Origin of the sequence: Rhizobium rhizoryzae (genome assembly GCF_011046895.1) — a bacterium.
Classification (GTDB): domain Bacteria; phylum Pseudomonadota; class Alphaproteobacteria; order Rhizobiales; family Rhizobiaceae; genus Neorhizobium; species Neorhizobium rhizoryzae.
Genome location: NZ_CP049249.1, coordinates 614,110 through 633,074, shown reverse-complemented (window position 1 = coordinate 633,074; position 18,965 = coordinate 614,110). Strand labels below are relative to the sequence as shown.

Annotated in this window: 17 protein-coding genes; 13 read left to right on the top strand and 4 right to left on the bottom strand. The window is 57.1% G+C overall.

Translation table 11 applies throughout. The annotated features are described in order from the left end of the window. Positions 1 to 11: 11 nt before the first annotated feature. A complete protein-coding gene (gene mmsB / locus G6N80_RS03715) occupies positions 12 to 890 on the top strand; it encodes a 3-hydroxyisobutyrate dehydrogenase (protein ID WP_062556462.1) in 879 nt (292 codons plus the stop codon). Between the two features lies 1 nt (position 891). Here the strand turns inward: mmsB and G6N80_RS03710 are convergent, their stop codons facing one another. From G6N80_RS03710 to G6N80_RS03700, 3 genes are all read right to left on the bottom strand, one after another. Further along, complete coding sequence (locus tag G6N80_RS03710; protein WP_165131362.1) at positions 892 to 2,154, bottom strand: arsenic transporter; 1,263 nt, start codon at positions 2,152 to 2,154, stop codon at positions 892 to 894. Positions 2,155 to 2,184: 30 nt separating this feature from the next. Next, complete coding sequence (locus tag G6N80_RS03705) at positions 2,185 to 2,820, bottom strand: nucleoside/nucleotide kinase family protein (protein WP_165131359.1); 636 nt, start codon at positions 2,818 to 2,820, stop codon at positions 2,185 to 2,187. Between the two features lie 169 nt (positions 2,821 to 2,989). Beyond that, complete coding sequence (locus tag G6N80_RS03700) at positions 2,990 to 3,523, bottom strand: DUF992 domain-containing protein (protein WP_062556465.1); 534 nt, start codon at positions 3,521 to 3,523, stop codon at positions 2,990 to 2,992. Between the two features lie 241 nt (positions 3,524 to 3,764). On the opposite strand from G6N80_RS03700, the gene G6N80_RS03695 reads away from it, so the two are divergent. From G6N80_RS03695 to G6N80_RS03680, 4 genes are all read left to right on the top strand, one after another. Then, positions 3,765 to 5,279 carry a helix-turn-helix transcriptional regulator gene (locus tag G6N80_RS03695; RefSeq protein WP_165131356.1) on the top strand — a complete coding sequence of 505 codons (1,515 nt, stop codon included), beginning with the start codon at positions 3,765 to 3,767 and terminating at the stop codon, positions 5,277 to 5,279. A gap of 116 nt (positions 5,280 to 5,395) precedes the next feature. Then, positions 5,396 to 5,575 carry a CsbD family protein gene (locus G6N80_RS03690; RefSeq protein ID WP_062556467.1) on the top strand — a complete coding sequence of 60 codons (180 nt, stop codon included), beginning with the start codon at positions 5,396 to 5,398 and terminating at the stop codon, positions 5,573 to 5,575. A 15-nt stretch (positions 5,576 to 5,590) separates the two neighbouring features. Next, a complete protein-coding gene (locus G6N80_RS03685) occupies positions 5,591 to 5,914 on the top strand; it encodes a BON domain-containing protein (RefSeq protein ID WP_165131353.1) in 324 nt (107 codons plus the stop codon). Positions 5,915 to 5,940: 26 nt separating this feature from the next. After that, positions 5,941 to 6,444 carry a DUF992 domain-containing protein gene (locus tag G6N80_RS03680; RefSeq protein ID WP_165131350.1) on the top strand — a complete coding sequence of 168 codons (504 nt, stop codon included), beginning with the start codon at positions 5,941 to 5,943 and terminating at the stop codon, positions 6,442 to 6,444. A 50-nt stretch (positions 6,445 to 6,494) separates the two neighbouring features. On the opposite strand, the gene G6N80_RS03675 is transcribed toward G6N80_RS03680, so the two are convergent. Next, a complete protein-coding gene (locus G6N80_RS03675) occupies positions 6,495 to 7,406 on the bottom strand; it encodes a helix-turn-helix domain-containing protein (protein ID WP_062556890.1) in 912 nt (303 codons plus the stop codon). A 155-nt stretch (positions 7,407 to 7,561) separates the two neighbouring features. On the opposite strand from G6N80_RS03675, the gene G6N80_RS03670 reads away from it, so the two are divergent. From G6N80_RS03670 to G6N80_RS03635, 8 genes are all read left to right on the top strand, one after another. After that, on the top strand, positions 7,562 to 8,794 hold the full coding sequence (locus G6N80_RS03670) for an ABC transporter substrate-binding protein (protein ID WP_062556470.1): 1,233 nt from the start codon (positions 7,562 to 7,564) through the stop codon (positions 8,792 to 8,794). A gap of 88 nt (positions 8,795 to 8,882) precedes the next feature. Then, positions 8,883 to 9,791 carry a carbohydrate ABC transporter permease gene (locus G6N80_RS03665; RefSeq protein WP_165131347.1) on the top strand — a complete coding sequence of 303 codons (909 nt, stop codon included), beginning with the start codon at positions 8,883 to 8,885 and terminating at the stop codon, positions 9,789 to 9,791. Beyond that, positions 9,791 to 10,642: a carbohydrate ABC transporter permease gene (locus G6N80_RS03660; RefSeq protein ID WP_062556472.1), complete on the top strand. Its 852-nt coding sequence runs from the start codon at positions 9,791 to 9,793 to the stop codon at positions 10,640 to 10,642. Before G6N80_RS03665 ends, G6N80_RS03660 begins: the two co-directional genes overlap by 1 nt. Beyond that, positions 10,639 to 12,744: an alpha-galactosidase gene (locus G6N80_RS03655; RefSeq protein WP_165131344.1), complete on the top strand. Its 2,106-nt coding sequence runs from the start codon at positions 10,639 to 10,641 to the stop codon at positions 12,742 to 12,744. Before G6N80_RS03660 ends, G6N80_RS03655 begins: the two co-directional genes overlap by 4 nt. Further along, positions 12,737 to 13,831: an ABC transporter ATP-binding protein gene (locus G6N80_RS03650; RefSeq protein ID WP_165131341.1), complete on the top strand. Its 1,095-nt coding sequence runs from the start codon at positions 12,737 to 12,739 to the stop codon at positions 13,829 to 13,831. The genes G6N80_RS03655 and G6N80_RS03650 overlap by 8 nt, the downstream gene beginning before the upstream one ends. Beyond that, entirely contained in the window at positions 13,831 to 15,768 is a 1,938-nt protein-coding gene (locus G6N80_RS03645) for a beta-galactosidase (RefSeq protein WP_165131338.1), read from the top strand. Before G6N80_RS03650 ends, G6N80_RS03645 begins: the two co-directional genes overlap by 1 nt. A 434-nt stretch (positions 15,769 to 16,202) precedes the next feature. Further along, positions 16,203 to 17,798, top strand: a complete 1,596-nt coding sequence (locus tag G6N80_RS03640) for an ABC transporter substrate-binding protein (protein WP_062556476.1) — start codon at positions 16,203 to 16,205, stop codon at positions 17,796 to 17,798. Between the two features lie 156 nt (positions 17,799 to 17,954). After that, entirely contained in the window at positions 17,955 to 18,959 is a 1,005-nt protein-coding gene (locus tag G6N80_RS03635; protein ID WP_062556891.1) for an ABC transporter permease subunit, read from the top strand. Positions 18,960 to 18,965 lie beyond the last annotated feature (6 nt).

Genomic DNA, 18,965 nt, shown 5'->3' with positions numbered 1-18,965 from the left:
GGACTTTGATTATGGCGAATATTGCATTTGTAGGACTTGGAAACATGGGCGGACCAATGGCCGCCAATCTGGTGAAGGCTGGCCACGTGGTTCGCGGTTTCGATCTGTCGGAGCACAGCCGCAAGGCAGCCGGAGAGGCCGGGGTGCAGGCGGTCTCGTCCTTGGCTGACGCATGCGAGGGCGCAACCGTGATCATCACCATGCTGCCGAAGGGGGAGCATGTGCTCTCCGTCTGGTCAGAGCTCAAGCCATCGCTTGCATCTGGCACACTGTTGATCGATTGCTCGACCATCGATGTGGATTCAGCCCGAAAGGCGCATCAACTTTCAGCCGAGGCCAATTGCCATTCCCTTGACGCGCCGGTGTCCGGTGGTATCTCGGGAGCAGCGCAGGCAACACTCACCTTCATGGCGGGAGGCACGCAGGCCGCCTTTGACGCTGCGCGCCCAATCCTCGAGGCCATGGGAAAACGCATTGTCCATTGCGGCGGCGGCGGCGCTGGTCAGGCCGCAAAGATCTGCAACAACATGCTGCTTGGCATTTCGATGATTGGCGCCTGCGAAGCCTTTGCGCTGGGCGAAAAGCTTGGCCTGACCCATCAGGCGCTGTTCGATGTGGTTTCCACCTCGTCCGGTCAGTGCTGGTCGGTCAATACCTACTGCCCGGTTCCGGGCCCGGTTCCGACTTCACCTGCCAACCGCGACTACCAGCCCGGGTTCGCAGCAGCCCTGATGCTGAAGGATCTGCTGCTCTCCCAGGATGCGGCAAACAGCAGCGGAGCGAATACGCCGCTGGGCGCTGCGGCTGCGGCTCTTTACCGCGAGTTCGAGGCCTCAGGCCATGGTGGGACGGATTTCTCTGGCATCATCGAGATGCTCCGTACGAAATGACCTAGAAGCTTTGCAGGATGAGAGTTCCCAGTGCAGCCGCAAGCGCTGGGGTCATCACCACCAAGCCCAACTTCAGGAAGGCGAAGGCACTCATGTGAATGCCTTCGCGTCGCAATGCTGTAAGCCAGAGGATGGTGGCAAGTGACCCCGTGACCGACAGGTTCGGGCCAAGGTCTACACCAATGAGTACAGCGCCCGCGATGGCATCTGACACATTCGCGGCCTGCACCGCGCTTCCGGCGAACAGACCTGCTGGCAGGTTGTTGACGAGGTTTGAAACAATCGCGACGCCGGTGCCTGCAATCGCTATCGCTTGTGTTTCTGATTCCGCCGCAAGCGTTGCTAGCTGCTGCGCAAGAAGCGATGTCAGCCCGGTTTTGTTCACGGCTTCCACAACGACGAAAAGACCTGCGACCAGTGGCAAAACGCTCCAGCTGACCCCACGTAAAACCTCAAGAGGGTTCTGGCGGGTGAGCAGCAGGACGCCAAGGGTTGTGATGACACCGGCTATGAAGGTGGGGATTCCAAGATCAAGATGCAGGGCAGAAGCTATGACCAACACAGCGGCAGTGATGCATAGACCGATACCAGAGATTTTTGCCGCTCGTGTCAATTCCGGTGTTGGAATGTTTTCTGCCAGTTCATCTGCCATCAATGCTTTGCGCTGCGTCCCGTAGAGGCAAACAAAGGTAATGGCGATCGCAGCAATTGAGGGGAGCAGGAATGTCGCCAGCCAACGGGACAGGGGCGGCATCTCTCCACCCGCAAAGATGACCAAGTTTGCGGGATTCGAAATGGGCAGGACGAAGCTCGCGGCGTTGGCGATGAATGCGCAGATCAGGAGATAGGGCAGAGGGTCCTTTACCTTCGCTGCACGACAGGCGGCATAAACCGCCGGTGTCAGGACAACCGCTGTTGCGTCATTTGACAGAAAGACCGTGACAACCACGCCGACTGCGTAAACCAGGCAAAAAAGACGGCGCGGAGATCCTTTCGCAGCGGAGGTAGCGATCGCGGCAATCCAGTCGAACAGGCCCTCTCGCCTGGCAAGCTCCGATAGCAACATCATTCCGATGAGAAAGAGGTAGACGTCGAACCCTTTCAGTACGCCGCTGACGGCGTCGCTCCAACCGATGATATTGAGGAGGAGGAGCATTGCAGCACCGGCAACCGCCCAGACCGCTTCCGGCCATCGAAAAGGACGGACGACGACGCCAAAGGCGGTCATGCCCGCAATAAGCCAGGTCATAGTAACCGAAGTCATGCAATCATGTCCTTGAAGCGCATCGCGGATTCAATTTGGAACCCGGACATCAGGTTCGATGCTGCCGTCCATGATGGCCACCCCGTTTGGAATGTCATTGTCGTCCAGCTTTCGACGAATGCCTTCCTCGTCGAGACCGTAAAAGAACCAGCGCTCTCGCAAACGTCGGCGCAACTCCTCGACCGGCACTTCAACCAGAACGGTGAGGTCAAAGATCTGATGCAGCCGGTCCCAAGGCTCGTTGCGCATCAGCAGATAATTACCTTCGCAAACGATGATGCCCGTCTCACGCGGGATGAGGCGACCCCCAGCCCTGGCAATTTCAATGGATCGATCAAAAACCGGAACGGCGATTGTATCATCTTCATTGGCCTTCAGCCTTTGCAGCATATGTCTCAGACCATGCGCATCGAACGTATCGATGGCACCCTTGTTGGCAAGGCGACCCATATCTCGAAGCACGGCGTCGTCGTAGTGAAATCCGTCCATTGGGAAGACCGCGGCAAAGCCCGGCCGCTTGTGGTTGATCTCTTCCACTACTGCATCCGCCAGCGACGACTTTCCGGATCCGGGTGCTCCGGCCATGCCTGCAAGTAGTCGAGAACCCGAGTAGGACGACAGGAGGCGGTCAGCCAATCGCTTGGCATTGTCGACGAGTGCGGTCATCTGGAACTCCGGTTCGGCATAGAAGCGGTGGGTTGGTCATGTGCCGATGGATCCAAATCGAACCAGCGATCACAGATCAAGTCTTTTCAAGTAAATCTGAATAAAGACAAGGCCAAGAAAAAAGCGCCTGCCGGAGCAGACGCTTTCATGTTCATTGATACTACCGACCTCAGCTTGCAGGAGTAAGCGTCACAGAGGTTCCGGTTGCAGCGAGGTTCAGGCCAAGCTGGCCCTGGACGCTGACCGTCTGAAGGTGGATCGATCCGGACGTGCCGCCGACGAGAACGTTGGCGCCGACGCCTGCAACAACGGTTACCTCAGCCGTTGCGCCCTGATAAAGGCCGCCGAGTGAACCGCGGTGGTAACCGGCAGTCGGAGCGAAAACGGCCCAGACCATCCGCTGTTTCGTCGTGAAGCCAAGGTCTACGCCCATCTTGCGCACAACGCCCGTATAACGGTCGAGCGGCTCACCACCCATCGCGGACGTAAAGACGCAGTCAGCTTCCTTCGCAGAACCGAGCACGTAGCCAACGCCGCCACCGATCGTGCAATCCAGATAGCCGATGCGCACGCCACCGCGCTGGTCCTGCTCCTGAGCAACCGGAGCGCGGTCATAGCGGGATATGGTGTCGGCTGAAAATGCTGTGCCAGCGCTTGCAATGACGGGCAGAGCAGAGATGGCAACTGCGAGGATTTTCTTCATGGGTTTACTCCTTGGGTATTACTCTATGCGTTTGGTGCGGCAGTTCTCGACTCAGCAATGCTGACGCTTGTGAATTTCCTCATCAACGCGCGTGGCAAAAAAATGATCCTCGTAAACCCTTTGTTTATTTTCTTTAGTCGCCAGACGTCTTTTCCACCGAGTTCAACATCAGGATAATGCCACTTGTCCTGCACAAGATCGTTCACACTTTAAGGTCCATTCAAATTGGAACCGGATCTCCATGAACGAAGCCGCTGAAGCACCACGCATAAACCGCACCGTCCTGCAGCAGCTTATCGCAGGCCTGACAGACGGTCTTATCCTTGTGGAGCTGGATGGCAGGATCGGTTGGGCAAACGAAGCAGCCCTGAAGAGCCACCGCGTGGAAGATCTTGCCGGACTTGGCGAGACTGTTGCGGATTACCGCCGCCGCTTCACTCTTCGGTATCGAAACAACCACACGCTCGACGAGGGGCAGTACCCGCTTGAACGGCTACTGGGCGGGGAAGCATTGGACGGGGTCACCATCGAAGTCTCTCCGACCAGCGATCCTGACGCGTGCTGGGTTCATGTCGTGCGAACGCTGATCCTCGAAGACGCCGGTGCCAAGCCTGATGTTCTGGTGCTGATCATTCGCGACGAAACCCCGCGCTATGAGGCAGAAAAGCGTTTCGAAAAATCCTTCAACGCCAATCCCGCGCCGGGACTCATATGCAGGCTGGACGACCAACGCTTCATCCGCGTCAACCAGGGTTTCATGGAAATGACCGGACTGAGCCAAGACGATGTGCTGGGCAAGATGGTCGAGGAAATCGGACTGTTCTCCAATTGCGAGACGGGTGATGACGCCATGATCAAGCTGGCGGAAGGCAGGGTCATACGTCAGCGCGAGGCCCTGATACCGCTTCCGGATGGTGGAGATCGATTGGTCATTGTGGCGGGCGAGCCCATCCCTGTCGGTGAGGTGCCCTGCATGCTGTTTACTTTTGCCGATCTCGATGGGCGTCGCAAGGCGCAGAACGCTCTTCGCCAGAGTGAAGAGAGGTTCTCCAAGTCATTCCGCTTGTCGCCTGCACCGGCCGCAATCGCGCGGTTGGATGACTTCGTCTTCATGGAAGTCAATGAAGCTTTCTCGTCGCTGAGTGGCAGGAAGATCGAATCTGTCATTGGAAAGACGGCAGCCGATTTGAAGCTTTGGGAAGACACGAAGGCCCGTAAGGAAATCGAGCAGCATTTGCGTGACAATGTGCCTGTGAGGGACGTCGCCATGCGTATGATGTTGGCAAATGGCGATACGGCTGAATGTCTGGTCTCTGCAGAACGGGTAGAGATCAATGACCATGCGTGCGTGCTGTGGTCGGTGCAGGATGTGACGGAAAGAAGACGGTCGGAACTGGAACTCATCGAGGCCATCGAAAGCGTCATGGCCGATACATCCTGGTTCAGCAGAACTGTCGTGGATCGCCTCGCCACCTTGCGTCAGGCTTCTACCGGGAAAAGCCCGTCCGCGGAACTCAGAGATCTAAGCGAGCGAGAGAGCGAGATTCTCGGATTGATCTGCGATGGTTTGAGTGATGCCGAGATGGGCGATGCGCTTTGCCTGTCGCGCCATACCATTCGCAATCATGTGGCGTCCCTCTACAACAAGATCGGTGTCAATCGGCGTGCCGCAGCCGTGATATGGGCGCGCGAGCGTGGGTTCAGCGGGAACGGTGCATCTTCTGCCAAAAAGACATCGAAAGGCAAAAAAAGGTGAAAACCTACTAGCAGGATTAGTAGTTCTTTCTCTGCATCAGCGCCGTTTCCGGTCCTATCTCCAGTCATGTAGCGCAATGAAGCGCTGCTGGCCCAACTGAAACAAGGAGTAGGATCATGGATAAGAACCGGATCGAAGGTGCTGCCCGTCAGGCGAAGGGTACGATCAAGGAAGCCGTCGGCAAGGTAACGGGCAATCGTGACCTCGAGATCGAGGGCAAGGCCGACAAGGTTGCCGGCGAAGCGCAGAGCGCTGTCGGCAAGGCCAAGGACTCCGTGAAGTCCGCCCTCAAGTAGTTTCCGGATCAACCCGTGAGCGAGGCAGGTATGATGATTGTCGCACACGCACGTTCTCAGATGCGCGGACACCCCCAGGATCACAGTGTTTGTGCTGCCTTGCAGTCGATCCTTGCCTATGCGCAGGGACTCGAAAAAAGCAGCATTACCTGTGCCTTCGAGGATGGTCGGATTGTCCTGACAGGTGAGGTGGACTCCACCGATACACTGGAGACCGCGATTGCTATCGCTGAAGTCTTCACCGGACGTAGCGTTCTGGCCGACCTCGCCGTGCAGCCACGGTTCCATCTGCCTCGCTATATCGCTGTTAATGACGCGGTCATCCCGGACCATAGCTAAATCAGCTTCTGAAGGAAGAGAACATTATGAAAAAGATCATTCTTCTCGCCACAATCGCATCTCTCGCAGCAACTCCGGCCGCCTTTGCGGCAAGCGGAAAAGCTTCCCGTGCCCAAGCAGCGGAGCCTGGTCAGCGTATCGGTGCGCTGAGTTGCGAAATCGAAGGTGGCGTGGGCTTGATCCTCGGTTCGAGCAAGAAGGTGCAGTGCCAGTTCCGTCAGCAGAATGGCAAGGTTGAGCGTTACACCGGTTCGATCGGCAAGCTCGGTCTCGATATTGGCGTGACGGGAAAAACCTACCTCAACTGGGTGGTTGTCAGCACTGCTGCGTCTCGCATCGGCGAAGGCTCGCTGGCTGGCAGCTATGTCGGCGCCTCCGCGTCTGCTGCCGCCGGGGTCGGCGTCGGTGCCAACGCGCTGATTGGCGGAAACTCCAGGAATTTTGCCCTTCAGCCAGTCAGTGCTCAGGTTGGAACAGGTTTGAACGTCGCCGCCGGCGTTTCTCGTCTCCAACTGAACCACGCAGGCTGATGGGCAAGGCGGTGGCCGGGAAACCGGCCGCCGATCCTTGGTTGTTCCGATTAGCCGGAAGGGCGAAGGCGTTTGCGATACAGAACGGGCTTTTCCTTAAACCGACGCTGGAATGCCTCATAAAACGTGGAGAGCGAACCAAAGCCTGACTCGTAGGCAACCTCCGTGATCGGCAGATCTGTTGCGATCAAAAGCGATTGTGCCGTGTCCAGTCTGTGCCGAATGATGGCCTGATTGATGGTCATGCCGACCGCCTTGCGGAACAGTGTCATGGCATAGTTGGGATGCAGGCCCGCAGCCCGCCCCACATCTTCGGCGGAGATTTCGCTCAAGGCGCCTTCTCCAATGAATCTTAGCATTTTCTCGACATGAATGACCCAATCCGCATCTCTTTTGCCCAAGCTTGCGATTGCGTCACCTTGCTCCCTCAGATCACGCCATCCTTCGCGCTCGATGCGCATGACCCGCGCTGTCAGTTCAGAGCGAACGATCTCCATCAGTTCGGCATCACCGGATAGCAACTCATCCCGCCAGCGCTTGAAGACCTCGCTTTCCCAGGGGCGCATCTCCATCGCCTCGATCACAGCGCCGCGGAAGACGGCGTTGCGGAACCGGCTGAGGTTGGGAAAACCCAGGAGCACCGACATCGGCACATAGAGGCAGACGAACTGCGTGCCTTCCTCCCGGTCCGTGACTTGATGCGGGATCATTCCCCAGAAGAGGCAAAGGCGGTTTTCATCAATCGTCAACTCGCGCCCATCGAACCAGTAGCTCATGCGTCCACGAAGGACGAAATTAAGTTCAATCTGGCTATGCATGTGCGGCCCGGCCATGCGCTGCACATCGAGGCATTCTCCCGCACAGAACCGATGATCTCCAAATATGACGAGCGGATGTCGTGGGTCATGGTCAGGATGAACCGGGACGGATTCGTCATTATTGATTTTTGCCAAACGTTCCATCTTAGGATTCCGGAAAAGATCGATAGAATGACGGTAGATCATTACGGTTTTAAAGCAAATGATATTGTCATGCTTGAAACCCGGATCCGCGTTCATCGAATTGGCGGCAGGGTGTCGGGCGTTAGCGACTGAATGACGGTCATCGGGAGGAAAACATGACCTTTTTCAACGGCCTGAAGGCCCTTGCCTTGTCTGCTGCCTTATTCTCATCCACGGCATTCGCGGGTGAAATCGTGATCAACTCGGACCATTCCGATCCGGCGCCGAAGAAGGCGATGGAGGAACTGATTGCCGATTTCCAGAAGGCGCATCCGGACATCAAGGTGAAGTGGAACAACTTCGACCACGAAGGCTATAAGGCGGCAATCCGCAACTTTCTGACTGCCGATGCGCCGGATGTGGCGGCATGGTATGCTGGCAACCGCATGGAGCCTTTCGTAAAGGCTGGCCTGTTTGCCGATGTTTCGGATGTCTGGACCGCAAATGGACTGAATGACCAGCTCAAGTCCGCAGCATCTTCGATGACGATTGACGGCAAGAAGTGGGGTGTTCCCTACACCTACTATCAGTGGGGCATCTACTATCGTAAGGACATTTTCGAGAAGCAGGGCATTACGCCTCCCAAGACCTGGGCCGAGCTTCTGGCCGCTTGCGAAAAGCTGAAGGCTGCGGGCATCACGCCTTTCACAATCGGCACAAAGGCCTTGTGGCCAACCGGCGGCTGGTTCGATTACCTGAACCTGCGCGTCAACGGCTACGAGTTCCACATGGACCTCACTTCCGGCAAGGTTCCGTATACGGATCCGCGCGTAAAGGCCGTGTTCGCCAAGTGGGCAGAACTGGTGAAGCCGGGCTACTTCGTTGCAAACCATGCTGCCATCGACTGGCAGGACGCCGTACCGCAGATGGTTCAGGGCAAGGCCGCCATGTACCTGATGGGTAACTTCGCCGTCGCGACGATGAAGAGCGGCGGCCTGAAGGAGGAGCAGATCGGCTTCCTGCAGTTCCCGCAGATCACGCCGAACCTGCCTGTCGCCGAAGAGGCTCCGACAGACACCTTCCACATTCCGGCCAAGGCCAAGAACAAGGAAGACGCGAAGAAATTCCTCGCCTATGTCGCATCGCCCGCTGCGCAGAGCAAGATGAACGCGACGCTCGGCCAGCTTCCGGTCAACAACAAGGCCGAAAAGCCGCAGGATGTGTTCCTGAAGCAAGGCTTTGAAATGCTTTCGGGTGCCTATGCACTCGCGCAGTTCTACGACCGTGATGCGAACGCCGAAATGGCAAAGGCCGGCATGGAGGGTTTCCAGGAATTCATGGTCAAGCCGGACAAGGCTGACGCCATCCTGGAGCGCCTCGAGAAGATCCGTCAGCGCGTACACAAGTAGAGTCCTCCTCCCGGACTTGGGGCAGTCGCGACCGTGCATCGGACGCGGCTGCCCGATCTATCGCAACGTCATCAACAGAGGCGCGACCATGAGCGAGGCTGTTCCGTCGTCAACCGGCTACTGGAAAAAGAACCAGCAAAGGCTTGCGCCCTGGCTGTTCCTGGCGCCAGGCATGGCGATGTTCGTTATCTACGTGCTCTTTCCGATCATCGAGTCGATCTGGATCAGTTTTCATGACTGGGATGGTCTCGGCGATAAGGTCTGGATTGGCCTTGGCAACTATGTCGAGTTGATGGGCGACAATTCCTTCTACACCTCGCTGAAGAACAACGTTCTGTGGCTGGTGCTCTATCTGCTCTCCATTCCGGCCGGTCTCGCCGTCGCGCTATTCCTGAACCAGACGGTTACCGGTATCCGGCTCTACAAGTCACTGTTTTTCTTTCCCTTCGTCATCAGCCAGGTTGTCGTTGGTCTGATCTTCACCTGGTTCTACGCGCCGGATTTCGGGCTGTTCTCGAAGCTGATCGAAAATCTGACCGGACAGCAGATCGCCATTCTGGCGGACGAGCGCTTCGTGACCTACGGAATCATCGTCGCGGGCCTTTGGCCGCAGACCGCCTATTGCATGATCCTGTATTTGACGGGTCTCAACAACATCAATCCCGAACAGGTTGAAGCGGCGCGCATGGACGGCGCCAAGGGCATCAAGCTGCTGTGGTATGTGGTCCTGCCCCAGCTCGCACCTGCAACCTTCATCGCCATGGTCGTGACAGTCATCGGCTCCCTGCGCTCCTTCGACCTGGTCTCCATCATGACCTCCGGTGGGCCTTACGGGTCAAGCCAGGTTCTCTCCTATTTCATGTACGAGCAGGCGCTGTCGGAATATGGGTTCCGGATGGGCTATGGGGCTGCGATAGCCGTGGTTCTCTTCCTGATCATGATGATCTTCATCACGCTCTTCATCGTGCGCATGCTGATGCAGGAAAGGAATAGCTGATGTTTCCTACTCCCATTCAGAAAGCGTCTCCGTTCGCTCAGACCGCCTACAAGGTGGTGCTTCCTCTGGCGCTGGTTCTCTGGCTGTTGCCGCTGATCGGGGTCGCAATAACCTCGGTGCGCCCTGCGAGTGATCTCGCTGCCGGCAACTATTTCGGCATTCCGTCCGGCTTCGGCGGCGTCGAGAATTACACGGCTGTGTTCAGGGACTCGCCTATCGGGCTTTACATCCTCAATTCCTTCAAGGTTACGATCCCCACCGTTATCGGCGCTGTAGCTTTGTCATGCCTCACGGGTTTTGCGCTTGCGGTCTACAAGTTCCGCGCCAACTTGCTGCTTTTCTTCATGTTCGTGGCGGGAAATTTCATTCCGTTCCAGATCCTGATGGTGCCTGTCCGAGACATGACGCTGAAGGCAGGGCTTTACGATACAACGCTCGGTCTTGTTCTCTTCCATGTTGCCTTTCAGACCGGGTTCTGCACGCTATTCATGCGAAACTTCATCAAGGGGCTTCCATTCGCGCTGATTGAATCTGCCCGTGTCGAGGGTGTCTCTGAGTGGCGGATCTTTCGCTACATCGTCCTGCCGTTGATGCGTCCGGCCATCGCCGCTCTGTCCGTTCTCGTGTTCACCTTTGTCTGGAATGATTATTTCTGGGCGACGGTGCTGGTTCAAGGGCAGCACGCCATGCCGGTCACGGCCGGGCTCTATTCGTTGAACGGTCAATGGGTTGCCGCCTGGCATCTTGTCTCGGCCGGATCCATCATCGCGGCCCTTCCGCCAGTCGCGATGTTCTTCCTCATGCAAAAACACTTCATTGCAGGCCTGACGCTCGGAGCGACCAAGGGATGACCACCATCGTAAACATTGGCTCGCCCGAGTTCGGTCTGAGCTTGCGTCTGCCTGCTCTCGGCATGCCGGAAATTCTGAGCTTCGGAGCTGGTCGGCTGCAGCCTGATGCCCTGTTCGAAATCGATCGCTCCAGCCGGATCAACGGCATGGATGTCGCGGTTCCCGCCAGCGTCCTGCTGCCAACGGGCGGAATGGGATATTTCGGTTGGCCCGCGATATCCGGCCATAGGCAAGGCCAAGATTTCATTGCGCAGTTCGGCAACTGGGCGGTCGAAGCAACTGGCCAGACGACGACATTGACCGCGCGTGACGACGTTGCAAAGCTCGCACTCACCATCACCTTGTCGGCCTATCCCTCTGGCATCATTGCCATGGGCACCACGCTGACAAATCTGGGAAGTGACGCCTACCAGCTTGATCGGTGCATGGCCGGCACATTTCCCGTGACGTGGCCCGATGTCGATATCAGCACGTTCACCGGCATGTGGGGGCGAGAGTTCCAGATCCGTCGCGAGCCTCTGGGCACCGGTATCTGGTCGCAGGAAAGTCGTCGCGGGCGTACGTCGCATGATCGCTTTCCCATGCTCTACCTGGGAGGCCAAGGCCAGCGGTTCGGCGTGGCGCTGGGATGGAGTGGCGGCCATCAGATCGTGATCGATAGAACGGATGATGGCCAGCGGCTGGTTCACCTCGGTGAATTATTCGAAGCCGGGGAGGCGATCCTGAAGCCGGGTGAGAGCTATCAAAGTCCGTGGGCCTATGCAGGCCCGGATCCGGAGGCCTTCCATGCCTTCGTGCGGTGGGAACTGCTCAACTGGCCGGAAGGAAAGATGAGCCCCCGCCCGGTGACCCTGAACACCTGGGAAGGCAATTACTTTGATCATCGCCTTCAATCGTTGAAGGATCAGGCCAGTGCCGCCGCGCAGATCGGGATCGAGCGCTTCGTTCTGGACGATGGCTGGTTTGGCAAACGGGACGACGACACCACGAGCCTTGGCGACTGGGATATCGATCCGCGCAAATATCCTGAAGGCCTTAAGCCACTGGTCGATCATGTCACGGGTCTCGGGATGCAATTTGGCATCTGGTTCGAGCCCGAAATGGTCAATCCGGTTTCTCGTCTGTTCGAGGCACATCCGGATTGGGCGCTGCAGGTGGAAGGCAGGCCGCATCTGCTGTCGCGCAATCAGCTCGTCCTTGATCTGACGCGTCCTGAGGCCAGGGACTATCTCTTCGAGAAGATTGATGCGGTGCTCTCCAATCACGCCGTCTCCTACATCAAATGGGACATGAACCGTGACCTGACCCATGCTGGCGGTCGTGATGGCAGGGCAGCAATCTCCGCGCAGACCCGCGCGGTCTACGCCTTGATGGACCGGATCCGGCAGGCGCATCCAGACGTCGAAATCGAAAGTTGCGCGTCGGGGGGCGGGCGCATCGATTACGGCGTTCTGGCGCGGACGCACCGCGTTTGGACTTCCGACTGCACTGATGCGTTGGAGCGGTTGGAGATCCAGCGCGGTGCGTCTCTGTTCATTCCTCCCGAAATTCTCGGAAGTCATATCTCGGCGTCACCCAATCACCAGACGGGGCGGCGTCACAGCCTGTCCTTCCGGGCTTTGGTGGCGATGGCCTACCATCTGGGTGTCGAGCTCAACCCGCTTGAACTCTCTGAAGAAGAGAAGTCCGAGTTGAACGTCTACATCGCGGAATACAAGCGGCTTCGGGATCTGCTGCATGCGCCCGGCGCAAATTTCCAGCTGGAGCCGCAGGATGGCCGCTACGTTTGGGGCGCCTCCAATGCGCACAAGATCGTGTTGTTCATTGCGCAAGGGCCACAAATGGTGGGCGAACAGCCGGCCCCGCTCAGGTTGCCAGAAAGGCTTGCAGGCTTTGGGGGCCAGTGGAGGATGAGAAAGCATCTTCCGGCCGAACCCGATTTCATCCGGATGTCGGATTGGCAACGGCGGTTGCTGGCAGGTGAGATCTCATTTGATCTCCGAAATGCAGTCCTGAGCGGTTTGCCGCTACCGATGTTGCGACCCGAAAGTGCATTGATGCTTGAACTAGAACGACAAGAGGGAGGCAAGACCCATGGCTGACGTAAACCTTCGCGGCGTGAAGAAGCAGTTTGGCGCGCTCAGCGTCATCAAAGGCGTCGACCTCGATGTGAAGGACGGCGAGTTCTGCGTGTTCGTCGGCCCATCCGGTTGTGGCAAATCTACCCTGCTGCGAATGATTGCTGGCCTTGAAGAAATTACCTCCGGCGCACTTTCCATCGGTGGCAAGGATATGACCAGTGTCGGACCTTCCGAGCGTGGCGTTGCCATGGTCTTCCAGTCCTACGCGCTCTATCCTCATATGACGGTGGCGGAAAACATCGGCTTCGGCCTCAAGATGACCGGGCATGACAAGGCTTTGATCGCTGAACGCACGGCAATGGCGGCCAGGATGCTTCAACTTGAGCCATTGCTTCAGAGAAAGCCGGGCCAGCTCTCCGGCGGTCAGCGTCAGCGTGTCGCCATCGGACGCGCTATCGTTCGTAATCCGGAAGTCTTCCTGTTCGACGAGCCGCTTTCCAACCTCGACGCGGCGCTGCGCGTGCAGATGCGCTCTGAACTCTCCAAGCTGCATCAGGATCTGAAGGCCACGATGATCTACGTCACCCACGACCAGGTCGAGGCCATGACCATGGCTGACAAGATTGTGGTTCTTTCGGCGGGCCGGATCGAGCAGGTTGGTTCTCCGCTGGAGCTCTACCATCGCCCGAACAATCTGTTCGTGGCGGGCTTCATCGGTTCGCCGAAGATGAACTTTCTGAAAGTCGAGATCGAGACTGTCGAGAACGGTCTGGCAAACATTCGGCTGCCGGGTGGGACGGTAGCAATCAATGTCGGCACCGCAGCCATTCGTCTCGGTCAAATGACGCTTGGCCTGCGCCCCGAGCACATCAATGCTGGCGGGCAGGGAGATGCGACGATTGCCGGGACTGTAAAGCTTGCCGAATATCTCGGTTCCGAAACCCTATTCTTTGTGGCGCTCGCCGACGGCACCGAAATTGCCGTTAAGGCGGATGGTCTCGCTTCGGCCAAGCCCGGCGATACGCTGCAACTCGGCATCAATGCAAAGGCCTGCCATCTCTTCGACGCGGAGGGAAATGCGGTCATCAACGGAGATCTCACACGATAATGCTGGGCGTTTGTTATTACCCTGAACATTGGGATGAAGCTCGTTGGGAAACCGACGCCCGGCGCATGGTCGAGCTGGGAATCCGTTTTGTTCGTATCGGCGAATTTGCCTGGTCCCGACTGGAGCCTGCGCGCGGCCAGTTCGCGTTCGAATGGCTTGATCGTGCAATGGATATTCTGGCGCGTGCCGGACTGAAGATCGTGCTCGGCACACCGACTGCGACGCCGCCGAAATGGTTGGTGGATGAATGCCCTGATATCATTCCCTATGATAAGGACGGAAAGCCGCGTGGCTTCGGTTCACGTCGGCATTATACCTTTTCCTCCGAAACCTGGTGGAAGGAGAGCAAGCGCATTGTCGAGATTGTCGCCGAACGGTACGGCAATCACCAGGGTCTCGTCGGTTGGCAGACAGACAATGAATATGGCTGCCACGATACGATCATTTCCTGGGGGCCGGAGGATCTGAAGGCGTTCAAGCGTTGGCTGCGCATGCGCTATCAATCGCCGGATCAGTTGAACGAAGCCTGGGGTTCCGTATTCTGGTCGATGGAACTGACGAGCTTCGATGACGTAGCGCTTCCGAACCTTACGGTGACCGAACCAAACCCCGCGACGCGGCTGGATTTCTGGCGCTTTCATTCCGACCAGGTTGCCGCCTATGACAAGATGCAATGCGACATCATTCGCAAGCATTCGCCTGATCGCTGGATCACGCATAACTTCATGGGCTTTATCCTGGATTTCGACCACTTCAAGGTCGGCGATAATCTGGATCTCGCTTCCTGGGACAGCTACCCAATCGGTTTCGTAGAGAAATTTCCTTTTTCGGAAGCAGAACGAAATCGCTGGGCGGAAACATCCCATCCCGATATCGCGCCATTCCATCACGACCTTTACAGGGCGGTCGGAAACGGCCGGTTCTGGGTGATGGAGCAGCAACCAGGGCCAGTGAACTGGGCTCCATGGAACCCTGTTCCCAAGCCGGGCATGGTACGGCTGTGGACATGGGAAGCCATTGCCCATGGTGCCGAAGTCGTCAGCTATTTCCGCTGGCGTCAGGCGACCTTTGCACAAGAACAGATGCATGCCGGCCTCAATCTTGCCGGTCTGGATGAGTTGTCTCCTGGTGGGCTTGAAGCTCAGCGCGTAGCACAGGAACTCGCCAGCCTCGGAGTCCTTCCCGATACCCGGAAGGCACGTGTCGCACTGGTCTTTGATTATCAGAGCTACTGGACAACAGTCATTCAGCCGCAGGGCAAAGACTTCCGCTATGAGGAACTTTGCTTCCGCTGGTATGAAGCCGCCCGTCGTCTCGGTCTCGATATCGACTTCGTTCGTCCCGGTGCTTCTCTCGAGGGTTATGACCTCGTTCTCGTACCATGCATGACGGAGGTCGATGAGGCCGCCCATGCGGCGCTCAAGGCCGCGACCGGAACAATCCTGATTGGTGCTAGGACAGGCTCTCGCGATCGCAATTTCCGGATCCCGGACAATTTGCCGCCCGGCTCGCTTTCCGAGATGACCGGCCATCGGGTGATCCAGGTGTCGACACTTCGGCCCGGTCTGTCAGATCCCGTTTCCGGGGCGGTAGCAGGGAACGGTATCCGCTGGCGAGAATATCTACAGACTGACGCAGAGGTTCTTTCCACATTCGCTAATGGCGATCCGGCACTGACGAAGAAGGGCAGTGTCCATTACCTTGCCTGCTGGCCAGACGAAAAACTTCTTGCCGCAGCAGTGAGGCATGTCGCCACGAAAGCCGACATTCCCATTGTCGAAGTGCCGGATCATATCCGAATTCGAACCCGTGGCGACCTGAGTTTCGCATTCAACTATGGCGATAGCCCATGGTCAATACCAGCGGACTGCGAAATGGTGCTTGGGGAGGCTATCCTGGCCCCACAAGAGCTATCAGTCTTCAGACTGAAACCTTGACCTGATTGATTCTGAAACGATGAAGCCGGCATTTGCCGGCTTTTTACGTTCACGGAAGAGGTGTGAAACAGGATTTCGTATCTTTGCGCGGTTGCGTGATGATTTTGCTGCGACGCGACAAATGCGCAATATTATTTCTCACAGAGCCATATATCTTTCCAATCTGGAAAGGTGCTCATAAATTCATCGGATAGATGGCAAAGTTGAGAGTTCAGGCTCTTTACAAGGGTCGCCTAATAGATATGAGAGTTGAACGCCGCAACAAGCGGGCACGGCATGTTGGACCACGGGGCACAATCCGTCCTGAAGCTGTCCATTATGCACCGCTTCGCGAAAAGGCGCCAAAAACAAGAAGTTGAATGAGACTCGCGCTTCAAAGATCTTGAAACTACGGCATCAGGGTGACTGCTCGCCTTTGCCGACGGGAGATGAACATGAAATATAAACTTGGTTTCGCCGCTGCCCTTCTCGCAGCATCCTTCCTTTCAACCACCGCGAGCGCGAAGACCTTCGTTTTCTGCTCCGAGGGTTCGCCGGAAGGTTTCGACCCGGGCCTCTACACAGCTGGCACCACCTTCGATGCCTCTGCTCATCCTGTCTACAGCCGCCTGCTCGAGTTCGAGCCTGGCACGACGAAGCCGGTAGCCGCGCTTGCTGAGAGCTGGAAGGTTTCCGAGGACGGCAAGGAATATACGTTCAAGCTTCGTTCCGGCGTGAAGTTTCAGACCACCGAGTTCTTCAAGCCCACCCGTACGCTGAATGCGGACGACGTGGTATTTTCCATCGACCGTCAGATCAACAAGAGCAATCCGTGGAACCAGTATATCGCTGGCGCTTCCTGGGAATATGCCGCTGGCATGGGTTTCCCGGAACTGATCAAGTCGGTTGAGAAGGTCGATGACCTGACGGTGAAAATGGTGCTGAACCGTCCGGAAGCACCCTTCCTTGCCAACCTTGCGATGCCATTCGCTTCGATCATGTCCAAGGAATATGCCGACAGCCTGGACAAGGCTGGCAAGAAGGAGCAGCTGAACCAGATGCCGGTGGGCACGGGTCCGTTCACCTTCATCGGTTATCAGCAGGATGCCGTCATCCGCTTCCAGAAGAACGCCGACTACTGGGGTGGCGCACCGAAGATCGACGATCTGGTCTTCGCGATCACCACGGACGCCGCTGTTCGTTATCAGAAGCTCAAGGCTGGCGAATGCCACCTGATGCCTTATCCGAATGCTGCCGACGTGACGTCGATGAAGTCCGACAGCAACCTCAAGGTTATGGAGCAGGAAGGTCTCAACATCGCCTACCTCGCCTACAACACGACACAGGCGCCGTTCGACAAGCCTGAAGTTCGCAAGGCGCTGAACAAGGCGATCAACAAGAAGGCGATCGTCGAAGCAGTCTTCCAGGGCATGGCAACGCCTGCCAAGAACCCGATCCCGCCGACAATGTGGTCCTACAACGACAAGGTCCAGGACGACAGCTACGATCTCGAAGCAGCCAAGAAGATGCTGGCGGATGCAGGCGTCAAGAACCTTTCGATGAAGGTCTGGGCTATGCCGGTTTCGCGCCCGTACATGCTCAACGCTCGTCGCGCTGCCGAAATCATCCAGGATGATTTTGCAAAGATCGGCGTGAAGGTCGAGATCGTGTCCTACGAGTGGGCTGAATACCTGCAGCGTTCGAAGGCCAAGGATCGTGACGGCGCGGCTATGCTGGGCTGGACCGGTGATAATGGCGATCCGGACAACTTCCTCGATACGCTTCTCGGATGCGATGCTGTGGGCGGCAACAATCGCGCTCAGTGGTGCAACAAGGAGTTCGATGCCCTTGTGAAGAAGGCAAAGGTCACCTCCGACCAGGCAGAACGCACGAAGCTCTATGAAGAGGCGCAGGTCGTGTTCAAGCGCGAAGCGCCTTGGGCAACGCTCGACCACTCTTTGTCCATCGTGCCCATGCGCAAGAATGTGACCGGCTTCGTTCAGAGCCCGCTTGGCGATTTCACATTTGAAAATGTCGACATCACCGAGTAAGTTTTCGGTGTAATCCCAAACTGGGCCGCGGGATGAGAGCATTCCGCGGCCTTTCCTCAGCCTGGACGACCAGATTGTCGTCAGATGAAGGCTGGCACTTCCGACGGCCGACTCCGTGGAACCGCCAGACCCAAGAAAAATAAGCAGGTTTCATCCATGTTTGGCTTTCTTTTGAGACGGCTTGCCGTCTTGATCCCGACATTTATCGGGGTATCGATCATTGCCTTTGCGTTCATTCGTCTGCTGCCGGGTGATCCGGTTGCCCTTCTGTCGGGCGAACGCGTCATGTCGCCCGAGCGTCATGCGCAGATCAGTGCGCAACTCGGTCTGGATCGGCCTATGGTCATCCAATACCTTGATTATCTCGGCGGTGTGGTCACGGGCGACTTCGGCACCTCGATCGTTTCGAAAACGCCTATTCTGAAGCAGTTCCTGGCGCTATTTCCTGCAACCGTGGAGCTGTCATTTTGTGCGATCATCATTGCCGTCGCCCTGGGCATTCCAGCTGGCGTCATCGCGGCAATCAAGCGCGGCTCTGCTGTCGACCAATCCATGATGGGCATCGCCCTTGTCGGATATTCGATGCCGATCTTCTGGTGGGGCCTGCTGCTCATCATTTTGTTTTCCGGCATTCTTCAATGGACTCCGGTTTCTGGCCGCATATCGCTGATGTTCTATTTCAAGCCGGTGACAGGCTTCATGCTGATCGACTCCCTGCTTTCCGGTCAGAAAGGCGCATTTTCGTCGGCAGTCAGCCACCTCATTCTGCCGTCCATCGTTCTGGCAACCATTCCTCTCGCCGTCATTGCGCGTCAGACGCGCTCGGCAATGCTGGAAGTGCTGTCCGAGGATTATATTCGCACTGCGCGCGCCAAGGGTCTTTCCCCTTTCCGCGTCGTGGGCCTGCATGCCCTTCGCAACGCCATGATCCCCGTTATCACAACAATCGGTTTGCAGATCGGTGTGATGCTGGCCGGCGCCATTCTCACGGAAACGATCTTCTCCTGGCCGGGTATCGGCAAGTGGATGGTGGATAGTGTTTTCCGTCGCGATTATCCGGTTATCCAGGGTGGGCTGCTTCTGATCGCGGCTATCATCATGATCGTCAATCTCATCGTTGATCTGCTCTACGGGCTCGTCAACCCGCGTATCCGCCACTAAGAAGGA

Excerpts from the sequence above, each read along its gene's own strand:
- G6N80_RS03655 (WP_165131344.1), top strand. The coding sequence starts at position 10,639 with ATGACCACCATCGTAAACATTGGCTCGCCCGAGTTCGGTCTGAGCTTG.
- G6N80_RS03675 (WP_062556890.1), bottom strand. The coding sequence starts at position 7,406 with ATGGAACGTTTGGCAAAAATCAATAATGACGAATCCGTCCCGGTTCAT.
- G6N80_RS03680 (WP_165131350.1), top strand. The coding sequence starts at position 5,941 with ATGAAAAAGATCATTCTTCTCGCCACAATCGCATCTCTCGCAGCAACT.
- G6N80_RS03670 (WP_062556470.1), top strand. The coding sequence starts at position 7,562 with ATGACCTTTTTCAACGGCCTGAAGGCCCTTGCCTTGTCTGCTGCCTTA.
- G6N80_RS03700 (WP_062556465.1), bottom strand. The coding sequence starts at position 3,523 with ATGAAGAAAATCCTCGCAGTTGCCATCTCTGCTCTGCCCGTCATTGCA.
- G6N80_RS03665 (WP_165131347.1), top strand. The coding sequence starts at position 8,883 with ATGAGCGAGGCTGTTCCGTCGTCAACCGGCTACTGGAAAAAGAACCAG.
- G6N80_RS03695 (WP_165131356.1), top strand. The coding sequence starts at position 3,765 with ATGAACGAAGCCGCTGAAGCACCACGCATAAACCGCACCGTCCTGCAG.
- G6N80_RS03640 (WP_062556476.1), top strand. The coding sequence starts at position 16,203 with ATGAAATATAAACTTGGTTTCGCCGCTGCCCTTCTCGCAGCATCCTTC.
- mmsB (WP_062556462.1), top strand. The coding sequence starts at position 12 with ATGGCGAATATTGCATTTGTAGGACTTGGAAACATGGGCGGACCAATG.
- G6N80_RS03645 (WP_165131338.1), top strand. The coding sequence starts at position 13,831 with ATGCTGGGCGTTTGTTATTACCCTGAACATTGGGATGAAGCTCGTTGG.
- G6N80_RS03705 (WP_165131359.1), bottom strand. The coding sequence starts at position 2,820 with ATGACCGCACTCGTCGACAATGCCAAGCGATTGGCTGACCGCCTCCTG.
- G6N80_RS03710 (WP_165131362.1), bottom strand. The coding sequence starts at position 2,154 with ATGACTTCGGTTACTATGACCTGGCTTATTGCGGGCATGACCGCCTTT.
- G6N80_RS03635 (WP_062556891.1), top strand. The coding sequence starts at position 17,955 with ATGTTTGGCTTTCTTTTGAGACGGCTTGCCGTCTTGATCCCGACATTT.
- G6N80_RS03650 (WP_165131341.1), top strand. The coding sequence starts at position 12,737 with ATGGCTGACGTAAACCTTCGCGGCGTGAAGAAGCAGTTTGGCGCGCTC.
- G6N80_RS03660 (WP_062556472.1), top strand. The coding sequence starts at position 9,791 with ATGTTTCCTACTCCCATTCAGAAAGCGTCTCCGTTCGCTCAGACCGCC.
- G6N80_RS03690 (WP_062556467.1), top strand. The coding sequence starts at position 5,396 with ATGGATAAGAACCGGATCGAAGGTGCTGCCCGTCAGGCGAAGGGTACG.